19 protein-coding genes and 1 pseudogene are annotated in these 21,567 nt (G+C 69.3%); 15 read left to right on the forward strand and 5 right to left on the reverse strand.

Annotated features, from left to right (window positions below; all coding sequences use genetic code 11):
• Nucleotides 1-10: 10 nt before the first annotated feature.
• The 5 genes from R1Z03_RS15180 (at nucleotide 11) to cobT (ending at nucleotide 5,030) form a co-directional block, all read left to right on the forward strand.
• Nucleotides 11-796 carry a HipA family kinase gene (locus R1Z03_RS15180; protein WP_272564133.1) on the forward strand — a complete coding sequence of 262 codons (786 nt, stop codon included), beginning with the start codon at nucleotides 11-13 and terminating at the stop codon, nucleotides 794-796.
• Complete coding sequence (locus R1Z03_RS15185; protein WP_284428858.1) at nucleotides 783-1,175, forward strand: DUF3037 domain-containing protein; 393 nt, start codon at nucleotides 783-785, stop codon at nucleotides 1,173-1,175. The genes R1Z03_RS15180 and R1Z03_RS15185 overlap by 14 nt, the downstream gene beginning before the upstream one ends.
• Before the next feature lie 249 nt (nucleotides 1,176-1,424).
• Entirely contained in the window at nucleotides 1,425-2,213 is a 789-nt protein-coding gene (locus R1Z03_RS15190) for an SDR family oxidoreductase (RefSeq protein WP_317352396.1), read from the forward strand.
• A gap of 193 nt (nucleotides 2,214-2,406) precedes the next feature.
• Complete coding sequence (locus tag R1Z03_RS15195) at nucleotides 2,407-3,873, forward strand: cobyric acid synthase (protein WP_317360391.1); 1,467 nt, start codon at nucleotides 2,407-2,409, stop codon at nucleotides 3,871-3,873.
• A gap of 86 nt (nucleotides 3,874-3,959) precedes the next feature.
• Nucleotides 3,960-5,030 (forward strand): nicotinate-nucleotide--dimethylbenzimidazole phosphoribosyltransferase, encoded by a 1,071-nt coding sequence (gene cobT, locus R1Z03_RS15200; RefSeq protein ID WP_317352398.1) that lies wholly within the window; start codon nucleotides 3,960-3,962, stop codon nucleotides 5,028-5,030.
• 34 nt (nucleotides 5,031-5,064) lie between these two features.
• Here cobT and R1Z03_RS15205 read toward each other — a convergent pair whose 3' ends face one another.
• Nucleotides 5,065-5,955 (reverse strand): LysR family transcriptional regulator, encoded by an 891-nt coding sequence (locus R1Z03_RS15205; protein WP_317352399.1) that lies wholly within the window; start codon nucleotides 5,953-5,955, stop codon nucleotides 5,065-5,067.
• 141 nt (nucleotides 5,956-6,096) lie between these two features.
• Here R1Z03_RS15205 and R1Z03_RS15210 point away from each other — a divergent pair, with 141 nt between their 5' ends.
• Nucleotides 6,097-7,389: an MFS transporter gene (locus R1Z03_RS15210; RefSeq protein ID WP_317352402.1), complete on the forward strand. Its 1,293-nt coding sequence runs from the start codon at nucleotides 6,097-6,099 to the stop codon at nucleotides 7,387-7,389.
• 47 nt (nucleotides 7,390-7,436) lie between these two features.
• Here the strand turns inward: R1Z03_RS15210 and R1Z03_RS15215 are convergent, their stop codons facing one another.
• Nucleotides 7,437-8,612: a hypothetical protein gene (locus R1Z03_RS15215; protein ID WP_317352405.1), complete on the reverse strand. Its 1,176-nt coding sequence runs from the start codon at nucleotides 8,610-8,612 to the stop codon at nucleotides 7,437-7,439.
• Nucleotides 8,613-9,052: 440 nt separating this feature from the next.
• On the opposite strand from R1Z03_RS15215, the gene R1Z03_RS15220 reads away from it, so the two are divergent.
• Nucleotides 9,053-10,165 (forward strand): alginate lyase family protein, encoded by a 1,113-nt coding sequence (locus R1Z03_RS15220; RefSeq protein ID WP_317352407.1) that lies wholly within the window; start codon nucleotides 9,053-9,055, stop codon nucleotides 10,163-10,165.
• Between the two features lie 56 nt (nucleotides 10,166-10,221).
• Here the strand turns inward: R1Z03_RS15220 and R1Z03_RS15225 are convergent, their stop codons facing one another.
• Nucleotides 10,222-10,605, reverse strand: coding sequence for a hypothetical protein (locus R1Z03_RS15225; RefSeq protein ID WP_317352409.1), 384 nt, complete (start codon nucleotides 10,603-10,605; stop codon nucleotides 10,222-10,224).
• Between the two features lie 172 nt (nucleotides 10,606-10,777).
• Between R1Z03_RS15225 and R1Z03_RS15230 the strand changes: the two genes are divergently transcribed.
• The 7 genes from R1Z03_RS15230 (at nucleotide 10,778) to R1Z03_RS15260 (ending at nucleotide 17,154) form a co-directional block, all read left to right on the forward strand.
• Nucleotides 10,778-10,990, forward strand: coding sequence for a hypothetical protein (locus R1Z03_RS15230; RefSeq protein WP_284408959.1), 213 nt, complete (start codon nucleotides 10,778-10,780; stop codon nucleotides 10,988-10,990).
• A gap of 83 nt (nucleotides 10,991-11,073) precedes the next feature.
• Nucleotides 11,074-12,162, forward strand: coding sequence for an ABC transporter ATP-binding protein (locus R1Z03_RS15235; protein ID WP_317352413.1), 1,089 nt, complete (start codon nucleotides 11,074-11,076; stop codon nucleotides 12,160-12,162).
• 111 nt (nucleotides 12,163-12,273) lie between these two features.
• Nucleotides 12,274-13,557, forward strand: coding sequence for a PotD/PotF family extracellular solute-binding protein (locus R1Z03_RS15240; protein WP_272564121.1), 1,284 nt, complete (start codon nucleotides 12,274-12,276; stop codon nucleotides 13,555-13,557).
• Nucleotides 13,558-13,643: 86 nt separating this feature from the next.
• A complete protein-coding gene (locus R1Z03_RS15245) occupies nucleotides 13,644-14,558 on the forward strand; it encodes an ABC transporter permease (RefSeq protein ID WP_317352418.1) in 915 nt (304 codons plus the stop codon).
• A gap of 92 nt (nucleotides 14,559-14,650) precedes the next feature.
• Nucleotides 14,651-15,550, forward strand: coding sequence for an ABC transporter permease (locus R1Z03_RS15250; protein ID WP_272564119.1), 900 nt, complete (start codon nucleotides 14,651-14,653; stop codon nucleotides 15,548-15,550).
• Entirely contained in the window at nucleotides 15,547-16,353 is an 807-nt protein-coding gene (locus tag R1Z03_RS15255) for a GntR family transcriptional regulator (RefSeq protein WP_372588155.1), read from the forward strand. Before R1Z03_RS15250 ends, R1Z03_RS15255 begins: the two co-directional genes overlap by 4 nt.
• Nucleotides 16,354-16,386: 33 nt before the next feature.
• Nucleotides 16,387-17,154, forward strand: a complete 768-nt coding sequence (locus tag R1Z03_RS15260) for an aspartate/glutamate racemase family protein (RefSeq protein ID WP_284408966.1) — start codon at nucleotides 16,387-16,389, stop codon at nucleotides 17,152-17,154.
• 78 nt (nucleotides 17,155-17,232) lie between these two features.
• Here the strand turns inward: R1Z03_RS15260 and R1Z03_RS15265 are convergent, their stop codons facing one another.
• Both R1Z03_RS15265 and R1Z03_RS15270 read right to left on the reverse strand, forming a co-directional pair.
• Complete coding sequence (locus R1Z03_RS15265) at nucleotides 17,233-18,813, reverse strand: tyrosinase family protein (protein WP_317352422.1); 1,581 nt, start codon at nucleotides 18,811-18,813, stop codon at nucleotides 17,233-17,235.
• A gap of 335 nt (nucleotides 18,814-19,148) precedes the next feature.
• The gene (locus R1Z03_RS15270) at nucleotides 19,149-20,477 is read right to left on the reverse strand and encodes an MFS family transporter (RefSeq protein WP_317352425.1); all 1,329 of its coding nucleotides are present in this window, start codon (nucleotides 20,475-20,477) and stop codon (nucleotides 19,149-19,151) included.
• 41 nt (nucleotides 20,478-20,518) lie between these two features.
• On the opposite strand from R1Z03_RS15270, the pseudogene R1Z03_RS24960 reads away from it, so the two are divergent.
• A pseudogene (locus R1Z03_RS24960) lies at nucleotides 20,519-21,166 on the forward strand (tellurite resistance TerB family protein); the annotation flags it as partial.
• Nucleotides 21,167-21,567 lie beyond the last annotated feature (401 nt).

Consider the following 21,567-nt stretch of genomic DNA (forward strand, 5'->3'; position numbering starts at 1 on the left):
CCGCCCCGCCATGCGCACCATCACCGTCAGCCGCTACGTCACGCCCCTGCGTGAGGGCGGCTCCATGCCCGCCGTCGTCGAGGGCGACGACCTGGGCCTGTATGTGCTCAAGTTCCGTGGCGCGGGGCAGGGCGTGCGGGCCCTGCTCGCCGAGATGATCGCCGGGGGCATCGCCCGCGCGCTGGGCCTGCCCGTTCCCGAGATCGTGCTCGCGCAGTTGGACGTGGCCCTGGCGCAGACCGAGCCGGACCCCGAGATCCAGGACCTGATCCGTGCCAGCGGCGGCCTCAATGTGGGGCTGGACTACCTCTCGGGCGCCGCGAACTTCGACCCGGCGGTGGATGCGGTCTCGGACGACTTCGCCTCGCGCCTGGTCTGGTTCGACACGCTGGTGGGCAACGTGGACCGCACGGCGCGCAACACCAACCTGCTGGTGTGGCACCGCAACCCGTGGCTGATCGACCATGGCGCGGCGCTCACTTTCCACCATGCGTGGAACGGCACGGTGGCCGTGCCCGCCAAGCCCTTCGCCCCCATTGCCGACCACGTGCTGCTGCCCCGCGCCACCGCGCTGGCCCAGGTGGATGCGGAACTGGCCGCGCGCCTCACGCCCGCCGTGCTGCAGGGCGTGCTGTCCGAGGTGCCCGATGAATTCCTGCAATTGGCCGGTGCCGACCACGCCGAAGGCCCGTTGACCGCGCCCGGCACCCACCGGCAGGCCTACGCGGATTACTTCGCCGCACGGCTGGCCGGGCGCGGCGCCTGGCTGAAAGGAGCGATCGATGCACGCGGCTGATGTGTACGACTACGCCATCGTGCGCGTGGTGCCGCGCGTGGAGCGCGAAGAATTCATCAATGCCGGCGCCATTCTTTCGTGCCAGCGCACGGGCTTCCTTCAGGCCGCCATGGCACTGGACGAGGCGCGGCTGCTGGCCCTGGACCCTGCGGCCGACCTGGACACGGTGCGCCGGCACCTGGCGGCCATCGTCGCCATCTGCGCGGGCGACACGGGCTGCGGGCCCATCGCGCAGATGCCTTACCGATCGCGCTTTCACTGGCTGACCGCGCGGCGCAGCGGGATCATCCAGACCTCGCCGGTGCACACCGGGCGCTGCACCGATGCGGGCGCGGCGCTGGAGCACATCATGGACCGCATGGTGCGCCCGCTGGTTTAAGGGGGTTCGCCAAAGGGGCGGCGCCGGGCATGGTCCCCGCCCCGTGCTGCCGTGCGCCGCCGGTGTGCGGCCTTGGCTGACAGGCGGACGGGCGCATGGCGCGGGTCCCGCGCGGGCGATGCGCCGAAGAATGGCCGTTTCCGCGCCTGCCGTGCGATGCCCTCTCCAGCGGAATGCCATCGCGGCGTGTCCGTCGAGGCAGGCCTGGCATCGCCAGCAGCGCATTCACCCCACACGAAAGGAAACCCCATGGCCCAGCCACCGTCCTCCACTCCGCTGCAGCGCTTCACGGACCAGGTCGTCATCGTCACCGGAGCAGGGTCCGGCATCGGCGCTGCCACGGCACGGCGCTTTTCGCAGGAGGGTGCCAAGGTGGTCATCGCCGACCTCAGCGACGACAAGCTGGCGGCGACGCGCGCCGACCTGCCGGCCGACCGCACGCTCGCCCATCCGGCCGACGTCTCGAAGTTCGACGAAGTGCAGGCCCTCGTCGATGCCACGGTGGAGCGATTCGGCCGCCTCGACGTGATGGTCAACAACGCCGGCATCGCCGTGCAGGGCAAGGTCATGGAAGCCAGCCTGGAAGACTGGCACCGCATCCTCGCGACCAATGTCTCGGGCGTTTTCCACGGCGCGCGCGCGGCCCTGCCGCACCTGCTCAAGACGCGGGGCTGCATCGTCAACACCTCGTCCGTCTCCGGCCTGGGCGGCGACTGGGACATGAGCTTCTACAACGCCTCCAAAGGCGCGGTCTCCAACTTCACCCGTGCCTTGGCGATGGACCACGGCAAGGACGGCGTGCGCGTCAACGCCGTGGCGCCCAGCCTGACCTTCACGGGCATGACGCAAGACATCAAGAACGATCCGGAGCAACTGAAGAAATTCGCCGAACGCATTCCCCTGGGCCGCGGCGCGGAGCCCGAGGAGATCGCGGCGGTGATCGCCTTCCTCGCCAGCCCGGATGCGAGCTTCGTCACCGGCGTGGTGCTGCCGGTGGATGGGGGCGTGTCGGCATCGAACGGCCAGCCGGCGCAGTGAGCGGCGGCGCGGACGCGCAGCCGCTTGCGCGGCGTTGAAAAAAACGCGGGCGGGGCAGGGGACAATACGGCCTTCTTCGCTTTCCAAGCTGCGCCCGTGCCCTTTGCCGCCTTCGCTTTTCCTGGCCCCGCCACCGCCTTCCAAGGCACCCTCGTCCCTGCCCGGCAGGGCACGGGTGGCGCCGGGCGCTGACATGGCGGCGCGCTGCGTCATGGTGCTGGGCACGACCAGTGGCGCCGGCAAGAGCTGGCTGGCCACGGCCCTGTGCCGCTGGTACAGCAACCAGGGCCTGAAGGTCGCGCCGTTCAAGGCGCAGAACATGAGCAACAACGCGCGCGTGGTCGCCGGGCCGGGGGGTGACCATGGCGAGATCGGCAGCGCGCAGTATTTCCAGGCCCTGGCGGCGCGGGCCGAGCCCGATGTGCGCATGAACCCGCTGCTGCTCAAGCCCGAGGCCGATACGCGCAGCCAGGTGGTGCTGATGGGGCAGGTGAGCGAGGAGCTGTCCGCATTGCCCTGGCGCGGCCGCAGTGCGCGCGTGTGGCCGCAGATCGCCGCCGCGCTCGATGCGCTGCGCGCCGAGAACGACGTGGTGGTGATCGAAGGCGCGGGGTCCCCCGCCGAGATCAACCTGCAAGCGAGCGACGTGGTCAACCTGCGCGTGGCGCGGCATGCGGACGCGAGCTGCCTGCTCGTCACCGACATCGACCGGGGTGGCGCCTTCGCCCACCTCTACGGCACCTGGGCCCTGGTGCCCGAGGACGAGCGCGCGCTGATCCAGGGCTTCGTGCTCAACAAGTTCCGGGGCGATTCGGCGTTGCTGGCGCCGGCGCCCGAGATGCTGCAACAGCTGACCGGCGTGCCCACCGTGGCCACCATCCCCATGCAGTGGCACCATGGCCTTCCGGAGGAAGACGGGGTGTTCGACGATGCCGCGCGCGCCAGCGGCGTGGTGCACACGACCATCGCCGTGGTGGCCTACCCGCGCATCAGCAACCTCGACGAATTCCAGCCCCTGAAGGCCGTGCCGGGCGTGCGGCTGCTGTGGGCGCGCAGCCCGGCCGACGTGGCGGGGGCCGACTGGATCGTGCTGCCCGGCTCCAAGGCCACGGCGGCCGACCTGGCCTGGCTGCGCGCGCAGGGGCTGGACGCCGCCGTGGCCGCGCACGCGGCGCGGGGCGGGCGGGTGCTGGGCATCTGCGGCGGCCTGCAGATGCTGGGCGAGGCCCTCATCGACACGCACGGCGTGGACGGCAACGCGGCGGGCCTGGGTCTGCTGCCGCTGGTGACGGCCTTCGAGCCTGCCAAGACCGTGCGCCACACCCGCACCGCGTTCGGCGCCGCGCACGGCGCCTGGCAGGCGCTGGCCGGCACGGCGGTGCAGGGCTACGAGATCCACCATGGCCAGACCGCGCAGCACCCGGCGATGGCTGCGGCGGGCGACGTGGCGCATGCCGTGATCCCGGGCCTGGCATGGCAGAACGCGCGCGGCAACGTGCTGGGGCTGTACCTGCATGGCCTGTTCGAGGACGCGGGCATCCTGCGCGCGCTCTTCGGAGCCGACGCACCCACGCTCGACGCCGTGTTCGACCGGCTGGCCGGCGGCATCGACACGTGGTTCAGCCCGCAGTGGCTGCAGGCCCACCGGGGCCGCGCATGACCCGGTGCGCAGCGCCGGCCACGGCGTGCGGCGCGGAAGCCTTTCCTGTTTTGTTTTTCCCACCGTTTTCGTGGAGTGAATGACCGATGACCCTTGCCGTTGATCTGCCGCTGCCCGCCGTGGCTCCGTTGTCCGACGAGGCCCTGGCCGCTCGCCTGCAGCACCTGCTGGACCACAAGACCAAGCCGCTGGGCGCTCTGGGCCGGCTGGAGTCGCTGGCGCTGCGCATCGGCCGCATCCTGGGCACCGAGGCGCCCGAGCTGCGCCAGCCGCAGATGCTGGTGTGCGCGGCCGACCACGGCCTGGCGGCGCGCGGCGTGTCGGCGTTTCCGAGCGATGTCACCTGGCAGATGGTGGAGAACTTCCTGGCTGGCGGTGCGGCGGTGAGCGTGCTGGCGCGCCAGCATGGCCTGGACCTGACCGTGGCCGACTGCGGCGTGGCACGCGTCATTGCGCCGCGCGACAGCGCGCCGGGACAACCGCGCCTGCTCAGCCACACCCGCGTGGCAGCCGGCACAGCCGATGCGTCGGTAGGCCCGGCCATGACCGAGGCGCAGTGCGCACAGGCCATTGCCAACGGCTGCGCCATCGTGCGCGGCTTGCCTGGCAACGCGCTGCTGCTGGGCGAGATGGGCATCGGCAACACATCGGTCGCCTCGCTGCTGCTGTCGCGCCTGTGCGGCCTGCCGATCGGCGATTGCACGGGCGCGGGCACCGGCCTGGATGCCGAGGGCGTGGCGCGCAAGCGCGCGGTGCTGCAGCAGGCACTGGAGGCCAACGCGCAGGCCACCGGGCCATTGCAGGCACTGGCCGCGCTGGGTGGGCTGGAGGTGGCCACCCTGGTGGGCGCGGTGCTGCAGGCCGCCAGCGAGCGCCGGGTGATCGTGGTGGACGGCTTCATCACCAGCGCGGCCGTGCTGGTGGCCAGCCGCCTGGCGCCCGCCGTGCTGGAGCGCTGCGTGTTCGCCCACCGATCGGGCGAGCGGGGCCATACGCTGCTGCTGGGCGAATTGCAGGCCGAGCCGCTGCTGGACATGGGCCTGCGGCTGGGCGAGGGCTCGGGCGCTGCGCTGGCCTGGCCCCTGCTGCAATCGGCCTGCGCCGTGCTGCGCGAGATGGCGAGCTTCGAATCGGCGGGGGTCGCCGGCAAGGTGTGACCCGGGCGGCGCGCGTGCCGGAAAGTGTCCTGGCCTACCGGGCCGCGGGCCGGGCCAGCGTGACGAAGTTCTGCACGAAGGGCGAACGGTCGCCCTCGCGGTGGGCGACGGCCAGGCTCACCAGGGCCGACTGGCTGCTGAGCGACCGGTAAGCCACGCCCTTGAAGGCCAGGTGCCGCATGGAGGCAGGCACCAGTGCCACGCCCAGCTCGGCGGCGACCAGTGCGAGGATCGACACGATCTGCGGCGCCGTGGGGCCCAGTTGCGGCTCGAAGCCCGCCGCGCGGCAGGCCGCCACCGAGGCATCGAACAGGCTGGGGCCGAGCGGCCGGGGCGTGAGGATGAAGGGCTCGCCGCGCAACTTCTGCAGGTCGATGCGCGGGCCCCTGCGCGAGGCGGCGTGGCTGGCCGGCAGCGCCACGATCAGCGGCTCGTCCGGATAGCGGTGAAAGTGCAGGCCCGTGGCGTCCAGGCCGTCCGGGCGCAGGATGGCGATGTCCAGCCGCCCGTCGCGCAGCCGCTCCACCAGGGTGAGGGAGTTGCCCTCGTCGATCCTGAGTTCCACCTGCGCGAATCCGCGGCGGTACGAGCGGATGGCCTGCACGACCACGGGATTGAGCGCGGACGAGCCGGTGAAGCCCAGGTGCAGCACGCCCGCCTCGCCGCGCGCCGCCCGCTGCGCTGCGCGCACGGCGTCGAAGGTGCGCGCCGGCAGGCCGCCCACGCCTTCCAGGAAAGCGCGGCCCGCGTCGGTGAGCTGTGCGCCGTGCGGCACGCGGTGGAACAGCGGCACGCCCACCTCGGCTTCCAGGTCCTTGATCTGCAGGCTCAGCGGCGGCTGCGCGATGCCCAGGCGCGCCGCGGCCCGGGTGAAGTTGCCTTCCTCGGCCACGGCGATGAAGTAGCGGATGTGGCGCAGTTCCATCGGGTATCTGAAATAAGTATGGTGATGAGATGAATCATATATTGGACATATATGAGGGAAGCGCCTAGATTCCAGCGCTGGCTGCCTTTCGGCGCAGCGCCTTTCCCTCGCCGCCTTGCTCTGCTGTCCATTGTTCGACCCATGCCTTCGTTGACCGCCTCTCCAGACCTCGCCCCGCCTTCCGCCATGCCCTTGGCCGAACCGTCCTCGGCCCGATCCACGCCGCCGGGCACGTCCGCTTTGGGCTGGATCGCGCGCGGCTCCGCGGATTACCGGCGTGCCGCCGCGGCGCTGTTCCTGGCGGGCTTCGCCAGTTTTTCGCTCATCTACTGCGTGCAGCCGCTGCTGCCGGCGTTTGCCCGATCGTTCGGCATCAGCCCCGCGCAGAGCGCCTTGCCGCTGTCGCTGACCACCGGCCTGCTGGCCGTGGCGATCGTGCTGGCGGGGGCGTTTTCGCAGGCGCTGGGGCGGCGCGGGTTGATGTTCGCCTCGATGGCGCTGGCCTCGCTGCTGAACATCGCCGCGGCCATCGTGCCCAGCTGGCATGGTCTGCTGGTGGCCCGCGCGCTGGAAGGGTTGGTGCTGGGCGGCGTGCCGGCCGTGGCCATGGCCTACCTGGCCGAGGAGATCGACCCGCGCCATCTGGCGCACACCATGGGCCTGTATGTGGCGGGCACCGCGTTCGGCGGAATGATGGGGCGCGTGGGCATGGGCGTGCTCACCGAATGGGTGAGCTGGCGCGCCGCGCTGGGCTGCCTGGGCGCGCTGTGCCTGCTGTCCGCCATCGGCTTTCTCGTGCTGCTGCCGCGGTCGCGCCACTTCACGCCCCAGCCCGGGCTGCAGATCCGCTACCACCTTCGGGCCTGGGGCGGCCACCTGCGCCACCGCGGGCTGCTGCGGCTGTTCGCCATCGGTTTTCTGCTGACGAGCATCTTCGTGACGCTGTTCAACTACGCCACGTTCCGCCTGTCCGGCGCACCCTACGGCCTCAGCCAGACGCAGATCAGCCTGATGTTCCTGGTGTTCGGCTTCGGCATCGTGTCGTCGTCCGTGGCGGGTCGGCTGGCGGACCGCCTGGGCCGGCGCGGGCTGCTCGCCGCGGGCTTCGCGTTCATGCTGGGCGGCACGCTGCTCACCCTGTCGCCGTCGCTGTGGGGCGTGTTCGCCGGCATCGCGCTGGTGACCACCGGCTTCTTCATCGGCCACTCGATCGCCAGTTCATCCATCGGCCCGCTGGCCGGACTGACCAAGGGGCACGCGGCATCGCTCTACCTTTGGTTCTACTACATGGGTTCGAGCGTGGTCGGATCGATGGGCGGATGGTTCTGGCAGCACGGCGGGTGGCCGGCCATCGTGGGGCTGACGGGGGCACTGGCGGTGCTGGGCATCGGAATGTCGGCGGTGGGGCCGCGGGGGACCGGGCCGAAGGCGTGAACCGGGCGGCGGTGGGCAAGGCGCCGCCGTTCTGCGGCCGGAGCGCTTCAGTTCACGAACCACCGCCCGTTGCCGTCGCTGAGCAGGAAGTACTTGAAGGCGCCCTGCAAGGTGCTGCCGATGCCGTTGCCGCTGAAGCTTGCATTCACGATGGTGTCCGCGCCCGAGGCCTGCAGGATGACCGACGCGCCGTTCTGTGGATCGAGGGTGATGATGGTGAGCGTCTGCCCCGCCACGTTCGCAGGGGGCAGGTTCAGCGTGCTGCCGCCCTGGGCCGCGTAGTAGACCCCTCCGGTCGGGGTGCTGGGCACGGTGGAGCCCGATGTCAGGGTGCCGCCCTGTACGAGCTGCCCGGGCTGCACCCACACGCCGTCCGAGCGCAGGTAGGTTCGGGCCCCGGCGGAGGCACCTCCCTGCAATTTGGACACGCTCACCGCATCGTCGGCCAGCTTGACGTTGGTCACCGCCGAGTCCAGCAGCTTGAGCGTGGAAATCGCCTGGTCGGCCATCTTGCTGGTGGTCACGGTGCCATTCGCCACCTTGCTGGTGGTGATGGCATTCACGGCAATGTTGGCATTGTTGATGCTGAGGTTGGCGATCTTGTTGCCGGTGATGGCGCCGTCCGCGATGGTGAGCACGCCGGCATTGCTCAGGCTCGCGTCTCCCGTCAGCGTGACGGGAGCCTGCGGACTGAAGGGCGCGGACGACGACGTCAACGTGATCTGCCCACCAGCCGTGCCGTTGGCATAGCCCTCGCCCGTGGCACCTGTCGACCCGGTCGCTCCCGTCGCACCGGCGGCGCCTGTCGGCCCGGTGGCCCCGGTGGCTCCCGTGGCGCCTGCAGCGCCGGCGGTGCCCGCAGGTCCCGTGACACCCGCAGCGCCGGTGACACCGGTGGCGCCAGTCGCCCCGGTCGCGCCCGTGGCGCCGGTCGGACCGGCCGCCACGCCTGCTGCACAGGGACCCAGGGCGCCCGTCGTGGTTTCAAAGCACAGCACCGTGGCCACGGGTGTGCGCGTGGAGAGGGTGGGCAGAAAGACACCGCCACCATCCTGCACCCGCAGCCCCTCTTGCGTTCCATTGGCGCTGCGCACCACGAAGCCGCCTGCTGAAGGCACGGTGATGCGCACGTCCGCTGCCAATACCAGAGGAGCATGTACCAGGCAAGCGGCAGCGAGGGCGGCATTCAGCAGGGAGAGGCGGATTTTTCTGGAGTGGTTCACAGGTCGTTTCCTGGGTGATCGCGTTGGGCCGAAGGGACGGCCACGTGCCGGTGTGCGGCCGAGGCGGTAGAAATCGGCGCCAGACTATCTTTCGCCGGTGTTTATGTAAATAGGTGTTTCAATCTTGATAGGTACTTGCTTGCACGCGGAATGTGCGTGTGAGGCGTGCTCGCGCGGATGCCGATGAATGGGTCCGCCCCAGGCTGAAACCGTTGGAAGCATGGGCGATGCGGCCGCACGCCATCATGGTTTGGTACCGGTGCACAGGAGTCGCTTGGCGACTGACCTGTCCTCCGGCTTTCTGGTCCATCGCGCCGGCGGTGGTCTCCTCAGCTCACCGGATGCGTTCCGCACGTCAGCCCGCCAGTTGCGCAGTGCAGTGCGGCGCCATCCACCAGGGAAGATCAATGTCAATGGTTCTATGGAAAGTGCGGCACGCCATGCCTTTTTCCCGCAGCGGGCGCAACGTCGTCCTGACGGCTCTGGCCTGGGTGGCGTTGTCTTGCGCTTGCCTGGCGCAGGCACAGACGCTGTGGCCCACGCCCCGGCAATGGGATCAGGCGCGAGAACAATCGGCCACCGTCCCCGCATGGCGCAGTGCCATGGCCGCCCAGCGGCGCATCGCCGAAGACGCGATGAAGAGCGAGCCCCGGCCCGTGGCCGTGCTGACCACTGGCGGCCGGCTGCGGGGCGATCCGCTCAAGGCCCAGACCGAAGCGGGCCTGCAGGACATGGACAAGATCCAGGCGCTGGCCATCACCTACCGGCTCGACCACGACCCGCGCCATGCGGCGAAGGCGGGCGACTACCTGCTGCGCTGGGCACAGGTCAACCGACCGACCGGCCAGCCCATCGATGAAACCGGCCTGGAGCCCGCCATCTTCGGGTATCGGCTGGTGCGGGCCGACCTGGACGCTTCCACACGCGGATCGGTCGATGGCTGGATGCACCGCATCGCCGAAGCCGAGATGGGGTCGCGGGAGATGAAGAAGAAAACCGCCACCAACAACTGGCACAGCCATCGCCTGAAGATCGTCGGCCTCATCGGCTTCGCAATCGGCGATGCACGGCTGATCGCCTACGCGCGGGACGGCCTGCGTGCGCAGATCAACGACAACCTGCTTGCCAGCGGCGAAAGCGTCGATTTCCAGGAGCGCGATGCGCTGTCCTACCACGTGTACGACCTGCGCCCGCTCGTCACGCTGGCGCTGGCCTTCGCGGAACAGGGCGAGGATTTCTACCACTGGAAGGCGGCGAACGGCGCCTCCATTGCCCACAGCGTGGCGTGGCTGATGCCGTACCTGAGGGGTGAGAAGACGCATGCCGAGTTTGTGCGCAGCGATGTGCGATTCGACAAGGCGCGCTCGGACAATGGCGAGCGGGGCCATGTGGTCGGCAGCCTGTACGAGCCGCGCGACGCACTGCCGCTGCTGTTCCTGGCCGCTGCCTACGACCCCGAGTGCGCCGCCCTGGCGGAGCGGCTCGGCGGGGGGCGCCCGAACTGGCGCCTGGCGTTCAGCCGGCTGCCTGCCGCACGCACCCAGGGAGGGTGAGTGGGGCGCCTGAACACCCTGCATGAACGCGGTGGGTCACACAGGCCAGGGGCCGTTCAGGGCTTGACCTCCAGCCGCACGCGGCGCCGGTCCGTGCTGACCGTGACCGACAGGCAATCGTCGGCCCACACCGGGCGAAGCGCGTCGGCATCCGAATGCTCGGCGCGTCCATACGACCGCCCGGCCTGGTCCACCAGTTTCACGTAGCCCGCGCCGTCGCTGTAATCGTAGAACTCCAGGCTGTAGTCACTCCCGCCGCACACATCGGTGTGCATGAGCTCTGCGGTGTTGAAAGCGCGGGAGGAGAGCAGGGACCCGGCCAGCAGGGCCAGCGGCATGCCCGCGAGAAGCAGCAACGCCCATCGCGGCCAGGCCTGCCAAAAGCGGGGCTGGCGGAAGGCCGCGCGGTGGGTGGAGAGTGAAGAGGTGTGGGATTTCATGGGAAGACGATTGGGGGCGCAGCGATCAGGTGCCTGAGCGACGTGGACGCTCTGCCAGCACGAGGCCTTGGCGTGGTGGCCTCGACGAAAGTGCGCTGCCATCGCAGCCAGGGGGCTTTTCCCTGTGCATGTCTGGCCATCGGCCGGTTGGCACGAGGTGCGGTGTCTTCCCATGCGTTTGTCATTTTTTCTCCCTGATGGCGTTGTCTTCTTCTGTTCGTCGTTGCGAACGAACGGGCTCAGCGGCTCCGAGCGGCGCATCTTAAAAGTGCTGTTCCGCGAAACCACCGTTTGCAACGCTCTCTTACTTTATTTGCACGAAAATCACGTAACCGGCTGGCAGGTGGCTACGCTGGTGCTTCCAATCGCCAGCCCGGTGCGCTGATCTCCCGAACGTGCGGTTTTTGTATACAAAACGGTGCAGAAACGGTATTCCAGGCTGGCATGGCGTTTGCGTGATGCCCCGGCATGGATGCCACCTCCCACCCCTCGGCCCCCGCCGCCATCGAAATCGTTGCGCTCACCAAGCGCTATGCGCAGGGCAAGCCTGCCGTCGATGGCATCGATCTGCGCATTGCCAGCGGCAGCTACTGCTGCCTGCTGGGGCCTTCGGGCTGCGGCAAGAGCACCACGCTGCGCATGATCGCGGGGCACGAGTCGGTGACCAGTGGCGATGTGCTGCTGGAAAACCGCAACATCACCGACCTTCCGGCGGCCGAGCGGGGCACGGCGATGATGTTCCAGAGCTTCGCCCTCTTTCCCCACCTGTCCGCGCTGGACAACGTGGCGTTCAGTCTCAAGATGAAGGGCGTGGGCAAGGCCGAGCGGCAGGCGCGCGCGCGGGCACTGCTGGAGCGCGTGGCGATGGGGCACTTGGCCGACCGCAAGCCGGCGGAGCTGTCGGGCGGGCAGCAGCAGCGCGTGGCGCTGGCGCGCGCCCTCATCACCGAGCCGCGCGTGCTGCTGCTGGACGAGCCGTTGTCCGCGCTCGACCCGTTCTTGCGCATCCAGATGCGCGCCGAGCTGCGGCGCTGGCAAAAGGAGCTGGGGCTGACCTTCATCCACGTGACCCATTCGCAGGAAGAGGCCATGGCCCTGGCCGACACGATGGTGGTGATGAACCATGGCCGCATCGAGCAGGTGGGCTCGCCGCACACGGTCTACAACCGGCCCGCGAGCGAATTCGTGGCGCGCTTCATGGGCGGGCACAACGTGATCGTCACACCGTCCGGGCCAGTGGGCGTGCGCACCGACCACCTGCAGATCGCCGCGGTGGGCGAGGCGCTGCCGGCCGGGTCGAGCCACATCGGCGCGGTGGTGACCGATGTGGAGTACCAGGGCACCTACGTGCTGCTGGGCCTGCAGGACGAGGGCGCCGTGGTGTCGTCCAGCACAACCGCCGCGTATTCCGTGATGGTGTCTGAAGACGCCTACGCCGCCCGGCCTTACTTGGTGGGCGATGCGGTGCGGCTGCACTGGCGGCCTGAGCGCGCGCATCCGCTGCAGGCGCCGTCCACACCGGCCTCGGCAGGTGCCGCCGTCGCGGTGCCGGCCTGAGGCGCTGCAGGCCGGCAGCCGCAACGCACCGGGCGTCGCGGCTCCTGCCTCCGCTGGTCGACAAAAGATTTCCCTTTCCCCCTGTCCCTTCGTTCAACCTAGGAGCTTTCCATGTCCGATGCGTCTTCCGAATCCCTCGCTGCCCCGTCGTCCGCCGTGCAGCGCCGCTCGCTGCTCAAGGGCACGGCCGGCATCCTGGCCGCCGGCATGTTCCCGGCCATCCATGCGCAGGAGAAGATCGTGCTGCGCTACCTGGGCACGGCGGTGAACCAGGACAAGGCCATCGCTGAAAAATTCAAGGCCGACACGGGCATCGAGATCCAGTACGTGGCCGTGACCACGGACGACGTGACCAAGCGCGCCGTCACCGCGCCCAACAGCTTCGACCTGATCGACACCGAGTACTTCTCGCTCAAGAAGATCGTGCCCACGGGCAACCTCAAGGGCATCGACACCAAGCGCATCAAGAATGCCGACAAGATCACCCCGCTGTTCACCACCGGCATGGTGGGCGGCAAGGCGGTGGGCGAGCAGGGCACCGCGCCCAAGAAGGTGATCTACCTCGAAGGCGAAAAGAGCAAGGTGTTCGCCAAGAGCCCGACGCAGTTCATGAGCCTGATTCCCACCGTGTACAACGCCGACACGCTGGGCATCCGCCCCGACCTGATCAAGCGCCCCATCGATTCCTGGGCCGAGCTGCTGAACCCCGAGTTCAAGGGCAAGACGGCCATCCTGAACATTCCTTCCATTGGCATCATGGATGCGGCGATGGTGGTCGAGGCCATGGGCCTGTACAAGTACCCCGACAAGGGCAACATGACCAAGAAGGAGATCGACCTCACGATCAAGACCCTGATCGAAGCCAAGCGCGCCGGCCAGTTCCGCGCGCTGTGGAAGGACTTCAACGAGTCGGTCAACCTGATGGCCTCGGGCGAGGTGGTGATCCAGTCCATGTGGAGCCCGGCGGTGACGGCGGTGCGCACCAAGGGCATCGCCTGCAACTTCCAGCCGCTCAAGGAGGGCTACCGCGCCTGGGCGGCGGGCTTCGGGCTGCCGGCCACGCTGTCGGGCAAGAAGCTGGACGGCGCGTACGAGTTCATCAACTGGTTCCTCGACGGCTGGGCCGGTGCGTACCTCAACCGCCAGGGCTACTACAGCGCCGTGCTGGAGACCGCCAAGGCCAAGATGGAAGCCTACGAGTGGGCCTATTGGATGGAAGGCAAGCCCGCCGCGCAGGACATCAAGAGCCCCAATGGCGACCTGCTGGCCAAGGCCGGCAGCGTGCGCGACGGCGGCAGCTACGAGTCGCGCATGGGCGGCATCGCCTGCTGGAACGCGCTGATGGACGAGAACAACTACATGGTCCAGAAATGGAATGAATTCGTCGCGGCCTGACCGATGAAACCGGGCGGCGCCTGCCGCCCGGCGTCTTCGATTGGCATGCTCCTTTCGTCGTCCCTTTCAGCACGTTCCACCGCACCATGAGCCCTCCTTCGACCTCCCATACCGCCGCCGTGGCCGCCGCGCCCGGCCGCGGCATCGCGGCCTGGTGGCAGGCTGCGCCGTTCACCGCGGTGTTCGTGCTGTTCTTTCTCGTCCCGCTCGGGCTCATCCTGATGGTGAGCTTCTGGGACTTCAACGAATACGAGCTGCTGCCCGGCTTCACCTTCAAGAACTACCTGTCGGTGTTCGAGGGCTGCGGCAACACGGCCGACCTGTGCACCACGCTGCGCACCTACCTGTCCACCCTCAAGTTCAGCCTGCTGGTGTGGGGCATCACGCTGGTGCTGGGCTTCGCGGTGGCGTACTTCCTGGCCTTCCACGTGCGCTCGCCCGGCATGCAGACGCTGCTGTTCGTGCTGTGCACCATCCCGTTCTGGACCTCCAACGTGATCCGCATGATCTCGTGGGTGCCGCTGCTGGGGCGCAATGGGCTGGTGAACCAGACGCTGATCGACCTGCACCTGATCCAGACCCCGATCGAGTGGCTGCTGTTCTCCGATTTTTCCGTGGTGCTGGCCTTCGTGCACCTGTACACCATGTTCATGATCGTGCCCATCTTCAACAGCATGATGCGCATCGACCGCAGCCTGCTGGAGGCCGCGAGCGACTCCGGCGCCTCGGGCTGGCAGACGCTGTGGAACGTGATCGTGCCCCTGTCGCGCACCGGCATCATCATCGGCTCGATCTTCGTCATCACCATCGTCATGGGCGACTTCGTCACCATCGGCGTGATGGGCGGGCAGCAGATCGCCTCGGTGGGCAAGATCATCCAGGTGCAGACCTCGTACCTGCAGTTTCCGCTGGCGGCGGCCAATGCCGTGATCCTGCTGGCCGTCGTGCTGATGACCATCTACGGCCTCACGCGGCTGGTGGACATCCGCAAGGAGCTTTGAGCCATGGCCGTTCACGCACGCACATCCTTTTGCGCAGTGCCCCGCGCAGGCACCGCCCCCTTCGTCTTTCCCATGGCATGGAGGCCCTTTCCATGAACAAAACCCGCCTGCGCGAGCCGCGCCCGCTCAGCTTCTGGCTGCTGGCGATGGTGTTCGTTCTGTTCGTGCTGTTCATGTACGGGCCCATGCTGGTCATCTTCGTGCTGAGCTTCCAGGGCCCCGAAGGCGGGCTGACCTTTCCGATGCGCGGCCTGTCGCTGCACTGGTTCCGCCAGCTGGCCGAGGGGCTGGGCGTGGTGGACATCGGCGCGGCGCTGCGGCGTTCGCTCGCCCTCGGTCTGGCCGTGATGGCGTGCACCGTGGTGCTGTCGGTGCTGGCGGGCCTGGCCTTTCGCAAGCGGCTGGCAGGCGGCAACACGCTGTTCTTCGTGGTGGTGGCCAGCCTCATCATGCCGTCCATCATCGTGTCGCTGGGCATCGGGCTGGAGTTCCGACTGATCGATACCGCCATCAAGGCGGTGCTGGGCTGGCTGGGCCTGCAGGAGACGCTGGAGGGCTTCGGCACCTCTCTGGGCCTTTTCACCTCGGCCCTGGGCGCGCACCTCACGTGGACGCTGCCGTTCGGCCTGCTCATCATGTTCGCGGTGTTCAACCGCTTCAACCCGGCCTACGAAGAGGCGGCGCGGGACCTGGGCGCCACGCCGTGGCAGGGCTTCGCGCACGTGGTGCTGCCGCTGGTGGCGCCGTCGGTGGTGGGCATCGGCATGTTCGGCTTCACGCTGAGCTGGGACGAGATCGCCCGCACCTCGCAGGCCATCGGCGACGTGAACACGCTGCCGCTGGAACTGCAGGGGCTGACATCGACCGTGACCACGCCGTCGATCTACGCGCTGGGCACGCTGACCACGGTGGTTTCTTTCGTGGTGATGGGGCTCACCCTGGCGCTGGTGTGGCTGCTCGGGCGCGGTCGCCGCGCGGGGGCCGCCCGATGAAGCCTCCCGCACCCGCCGGCCGCGCCCCCCGTGCCGCGGCCGCGCCGCGCCGCAGGGCCGCGTCCCCGCGCACCGCCGCGCTGCCTGCGACCGATGCCGACGACGGCCTGCTGAGCGACAACGACATGTACGAGCGCATGGTCTCGGCCATCCTGGACCATCGCCTGCCGCCCGGCACCAAGCTGGTGGAAGACAAGCTGGCCATGGCCTTCGGCGTGTCGCGCACCCGCGTGCGGCCGGTGCTGGTGCGCCTGGCAGGTGAGCAGGTGGTCACCCTCACGCCGCGCCGCGGCGCCTCCATCGCCCAGCCCACGGTGCAGGAGGCGCGCGAGGTGTTCGAGGCGCGCCGCCTGATCGAGCCGCGCCTGGTGTCGCTCTTCGTGGAGACGGCCACCGCGCAGGACGTGGCCTGGCTGGTGCAGAGCGTGGCCGACGAGGAGGCCTCGCGCCAGGCGGGCGACATGCGCCGGGCGATCCGGCTGTCGGGGGACTTTCACCTGCACATCGCGCAGGCGGCCGGCCACCAGACGCTGGGGCGCATCCTGCGCGAGCTGGTGTCGCGCACATCACTCATCCTCATGACCTACAGCCCCAGCCATGTGCAGGCCCGCGAAGAGGCCACGGCCTGCGGCTGCCGCGAGCACCGCGCGCTGATCGACGCGATCCGCCTGCGCGATGCGGGCGAGGCCGCGCGGCGCATGCTGGACCACCTGGCGCGCATCGAATCGCAGCTTGAATTCACGCCCCCGCAGGACGCGGCGCCGGACCTGGTGCAACTGCTGGGCGCGGGCCGCGCGGCCTGACGCGCGCCGCTCACCCGGACAACAAGGCAACGCATGCGCCAACTGCTCGTCATCAACCCCAACACCTCGGCCAGCGTGAGCGCCTTGCTGCAGCGCCACGTGCAGGCCGCCGCCGGATCGCACGTGCAGGTGCGCACGGCCACGGCCCGGTTCGGCGCGCCCTACATCGCCTGCGAGGCCAGCTACGCGGTGGCCTCGCACGCCGCGCTGGACGCCTGGGCCGCGGCGCTGGCGGACGGCGGCAGCGCGCCCGATGCGGTGCTGGTCGGCTGTTTCGGAGATCCGGGCCTGATGGCGCTGCGCGAGAGCAGCCCCGTGCCGGTGACCGGGCTGGCCGAGGCCTCTTTCATCACGGCGGCGCGGCAAGGGCGCTTCGGCATCGTCACCGGCGGCGAGCGCTGGGGGCCCATGCTGCAGCGCCTGGCGCAGGCACTGGGGCATGCGCCCATGCTGGCGGGCATCCACACGGTGGCACCCACCGGCGCGCAACTGGCCGCGGACCCTGCGGCGGCGCGGGCGCTGCTCGCCCAGGCCTGCCGCGACGTGGTGCGGCAGATGGGCGTGCAGGCCGTCATCCTCGGGGGCGCGGGCCTGGCCGGCATGGCCGGCGCGATCCAGCCCGAGGTGGGCGTGCCGGTGATCGACAGCGTGGTGGCCGGCGCGCAATGGGCGCTGCGCACGCCCGCGTTGCCGAGCGAGCGCACGCAGCCCCGGTGCGACGTGGCCTGGGAGCGGGTGTCGCCCGAGCTGGCGGCGCTGGGGCTGGCACCGCGCCCACCTGACGGAGCCGCAGCGGCCTGAAAAAAGCGCAGGCCCCGGCCCGCTGCGCAGCCAGCATGCCGCGCGTCGGGCCGGGGCCTGGCCTTCAGGGCCGGTTCTTCAAGGCAGCGGCGTGAGCGTGATCCGGCCGTAGTTCAGCTGTGACCGGCGCGGCGTCGCGCCGTTGCTGTCCACCGGCACCAGCGTGACGGTGACGGCCTTGTCCCGCGCGATCAGGCGGGCCGTCTCCTCGTCGATCACGAACGAATAGCGGATACCGGCCTGGTGGTGCGCCGCATGCCCCGCCGTGTTCGCGGGCGTGGTCTTGGCCACGCTGGAGATCATTCCCACGAAGTTGGGCGACTCGGTGGTGGTGCTGGCGTTGGCGTTGGGCAGGTTCACGTACACCTTGGCGCTCACGCTGCGGTCGGGCGGGGTGGTCACGTCGTCGATGTGCAGCAGGTACAGCCGCGACGACTGGTTGGCCGCCAGCGCGGCGAGCGGCTTGCGAAAGCCCTCCGGCAGCGCGGCCTTGTGCGTGACGGGCGCGGTGCCCAGGTTGCGCTTTTGGGGCGCGGCCAGCACCACCAGCGGCTGCGCGGGATGCGCCAGGGCCGCGTTCTCGGCCGGTGCCGGCTGGCTGGCGCCTGCTGTCCGCACGGCGCTGCGCAGGGGCTTCGGGGGTGTGGCCAGCGAGTCGTACACGTAGCCCAGGTTTTCGGAGTTGACGACGTCGCTGACCTTCATGGAGGTCCACACGCCGTTTTCGTCGTAGAAGTTCCAGGCGTGGCCGTTCCAGTCCGCATCCGGCGGGTTGGTGTGCGAGGGGTCGACCGCAACCCAGCTGCTCCACATGCGGTCCACGTTGGAATGGTGGGCGAAGAAGACCGGGTCGCGGGCGGCCGTGGAGAGCACGCCCATGTCGGAGCCGTAGTTGGGCGACTGGCTGCCATCGGTGCCCGTCCACACGTGCACGTGGTTGTGGGGAATGGTCTCCAGCGTGCCGGGGCTGCCGCCGCCGATGGCCGTGTTGACCCCGCCGAACAAGGCGTAGGTGGGCGAGTTCAGCACGATGGACATGGCCTTCGGGCCCACGAAGGCGGCAGGGATCCGGGCACCCGGCTTCACGTTGGCGGGGTTGCGCAGCGGATCGTACAGGGCGCTGCCGGCACTGGCGTAGATCTGCGGGAAGGTCTGGGTCGAGGGGCTCTGGGTGCTCCAGTCCCAATACGGCAGGCGCAGGTCGGGGTCGCCCGAGGCCTTGACCAGGGCGCGCTCCAGGAAGAACAGGTAGGCGCGGTGCCATGGCGGGAACCACCAGCTCGAATGGATTTCCTCGCCCTGCTGGCCGTCGGTGCCGCCGCCGCAGGCCCAGCAGTGCACGTAGCTCTGGCGCAGCCAGCCGGTGGGGCTGTTGGGGTTCTGGGCGGTGATGTCGCGCAGCCCTTGCCAGCCCTTGGTGAGGCTGGCGATCTCGGCATCGGTCAGGGCGAAGGCGCTCTTGCGCGGCTTGACGGCGATCTTGCCGCCCTGGAAGGGCGTCGCCGGGCCGGGCGGCGTGGGCGGGGCGCAGTTCTGCGGGTTGTCGGCCGGGTTCTGCGCCCAGGCGGCACTGTGCTGCAGGCTCCACAACGAAAAGCCGGCGGTCAGGCTGGCCAGGTGCTGCAGGGCTTGCCTGCGGGAAGTATGGGAATGGCTCATGCCGCGGTCCTCCGAATTGATTTTTTGCCGTGGCGCGGGTCAGGGCCCGTGCCACGGCGATCAATGTACGCGGGGGAGGGCGGCCCGCGAGGGCGCGGGCGAAGGGCTGCAAGGGGTGCTGGCGCGACCCGATGGCAGCGCCAAGTCCTTGTCGGGCATGGATTTTTTGCGCTGCAGCGCACCAGGTGCCGCCGCTGGCGAGGCCACTGGCCGGCACCTTAAAAGTTCTGAATTCGGTGGCCCAGGCATTCGGCGGCAGGGCGCGGGGCAGTGCGTGGGGGGCGGGGGGGGCGGGGGGGCGGTGCGGCCCGGCCGACGCGGCCGGGCCGGCCCCGTCAATGGTCGTGGTGCAGATAGCTCGCCTGGCGCGGCAGGCGCAGGCTGACCACGAACGCCAGCACCATCATGCCGGTCACGTACCAGAAGAACACCGTCTCATGGCCGATGGATTTGAGCCCCAGCGCGACGTACTCGGCCGAGCCGCCGAAGATCGCGTTGGCCACCGCGTAGGCCAGGCCCACGCCCAGTGCGCGCACCTCGGGCGGGAACATCTCTGCCTTCACGATGCCGCTGATGGAGGTGTAGAAACTCACGATGGCCAGGGCCAGCGCGATCAGCACGAAGGCCACGTAGGGGCTGGTCGTGTGCTGCAGCGCCGTGAGGATGGGCACCGTGCAAAGCGCGCCCAGCGCGCCGAACAGCAGCATGTTGTTGCGCCGGCCGATGCGGTCCGACAGCGCCCCGAACAGCGGCTGCATGCACATGTACACGAACAGCGCGCACGTCATCACGTAGCTGGTGGTCTTGATGGGCAGGCCCACCGTGTTCACCAGGTATTTCTGCATGTAGGTGGTGAACGTGTAGAAGATCAGCGAGCCGCCGGCCGTGTAGCCCAGCACGGTGAAGAAGGCCGCCTTGTGGTGGCGGAACAGCCCGCCCATGGTGCCGGCTTCCTTGTTCTGCTTGGCGGCGTCGGTCTGCGTCTCGTGCAGGGTGCGGCGCAGCAGCAGCGCGACCACGGCCGAGATGGCGCCGATCACGAACGGAATGCGCCAGCCCCAGGCCTTCAGCTCGGCCTCGCTCAGCAGCGTCTCCAGGATCACGATGACCAGCACCGCCAGCAGCTGCCCGCCGATCAGCGTCACGTACTGGAACGAGGAGAAGAAGCCGCGCTGGCCGCGCAGCGCCACCTCGCTCATGTAGGTGGCGGTGGTGCCGTATTCGCCGCCCACCGAAAGCCCCTGGAACAGGCGGCACATCAGAAGCAGGAAGGGCGCCCAGGCGCCGATGGCGGCATAGGTGGGCAGGCCGGCGATGACGAGGGAGCCCGCGCACATCATGGTGACCGAGATCAGCATCGAGGTCTTGCGCCCGTACTTGTCCGCGATGCGCCCGAACAGCCACCCGCCGATGGGCCGCATGAGAAAGCCCGCGGCGAACACGCCGGCGGTGTTCAGCAACTGGGCGGTGGGGTCCGATTTGGGGAAGAAGGCCGGCGCGAAGTACAGCGCCGAGAAGGCATACACGTAGAAGTCGAACCATTCGACGAGGTTGCCCGACGAGGCCGCCATGATGGAGAAGACGCGGTGGCGCTTCTCCTCGGCGGTGTAGGCGCGGGGCGCGGGTGCGTCGGCGTCGGCCGCGGTAGGGACGGGTGCAGTCATGGAAGACGGGCCTTTCTGGTCCGCATGCGCGGCATGCAGGTGTGTTGTTGTGGCAGGCCGCATTGTCGTCGGGACGACGAAGTCCTGGCTGTCAGCCAAATCCGGCATCGCGCGCCACCGGCCTATTGAAAACCGCGCTTTCGCTCCTAGATGCAGCCCGGGGATCGCTCCGCCATTGCGGCGGCTGCGCTTTCCTTCCTCTGCAAAACCAACGCATACAGCGCAGCGGGAACCCGGATCGGCACCGCGCCGGCCCGCCAGCCTGTTGGAGGCCGGCGGCCCGTGCACGCGGCGCCGGCCGACCGTCTCTCCCCTTTGATGCCTTTTCGTTTTTGCCACCCGAGGAATACCGATCCATGCAACCCGAACACACCCGCGCCGTGATGGCCATCAGCCTGATGGCGGCCTTTGCCGACGAACACAAGGACGAGCGCGAGCGCGAACACCTGCGCCAGCTGGCCGAGTCGCTCAGCGCCGGCACCGGCCTGGACCTGATGAAGCTCTACCAGGACGTGCTGCTGCAGCGCGTGCGCATCGAGGACGCGGCCCAGGCGCTGGACACGCCCGCGCTGCGCCAACTGGCCTACGAAATGGCCGTGGGCGTGTGCGATGCCGACGGTGTGTGCAATGCCCAGGAAAAGGCCTTTCTGCAACGCCTGGGCACGGCCCTGCAGATGGCGCCGGACGAAGCCGCCGCCGTGGTGCGCGAGGCCGATGCACTGGCGGCTGCGCCGCTGCGCGATGCGCCCGTTGATTCGCAAGGCGCATCGCAGGGTTGGGCCGAGCCTGCCGCGGTGGCCGTGGCGGGGGCGGGTGCCGCCGCGGCGGTAGCGGCGGGCACCACGGCCGTCTCCGTCCCGGCGCCGGCGCTGGCACCGGTGCCAGCGCCACCTCCACCGTGGCGTGCTTGCCCAGCAACGCCTTGGGGTCGAGGGACTTGCTCTCGCTCAGCAGATCCACATCCAACGCGAACAGCTCGGAGAGCGCTTCCTTGCCCTGCAGGCGGCGAAACTGCAGCTGTTCTCCCAATGGCGTTTGGATCGTGACGCGGCGTGTCATCGTGGACAGGCCCGAAACGGGGCTGTATCGC

This window comes from Acidovorax sp. BLS4, from assembly GCF_032929295.1.
Lineage (GTDB): Bacteria > Pseudomonadota > Gammaproteobacteria > Burkholderiales > Burkholderiaceae_C > Paracidovorax.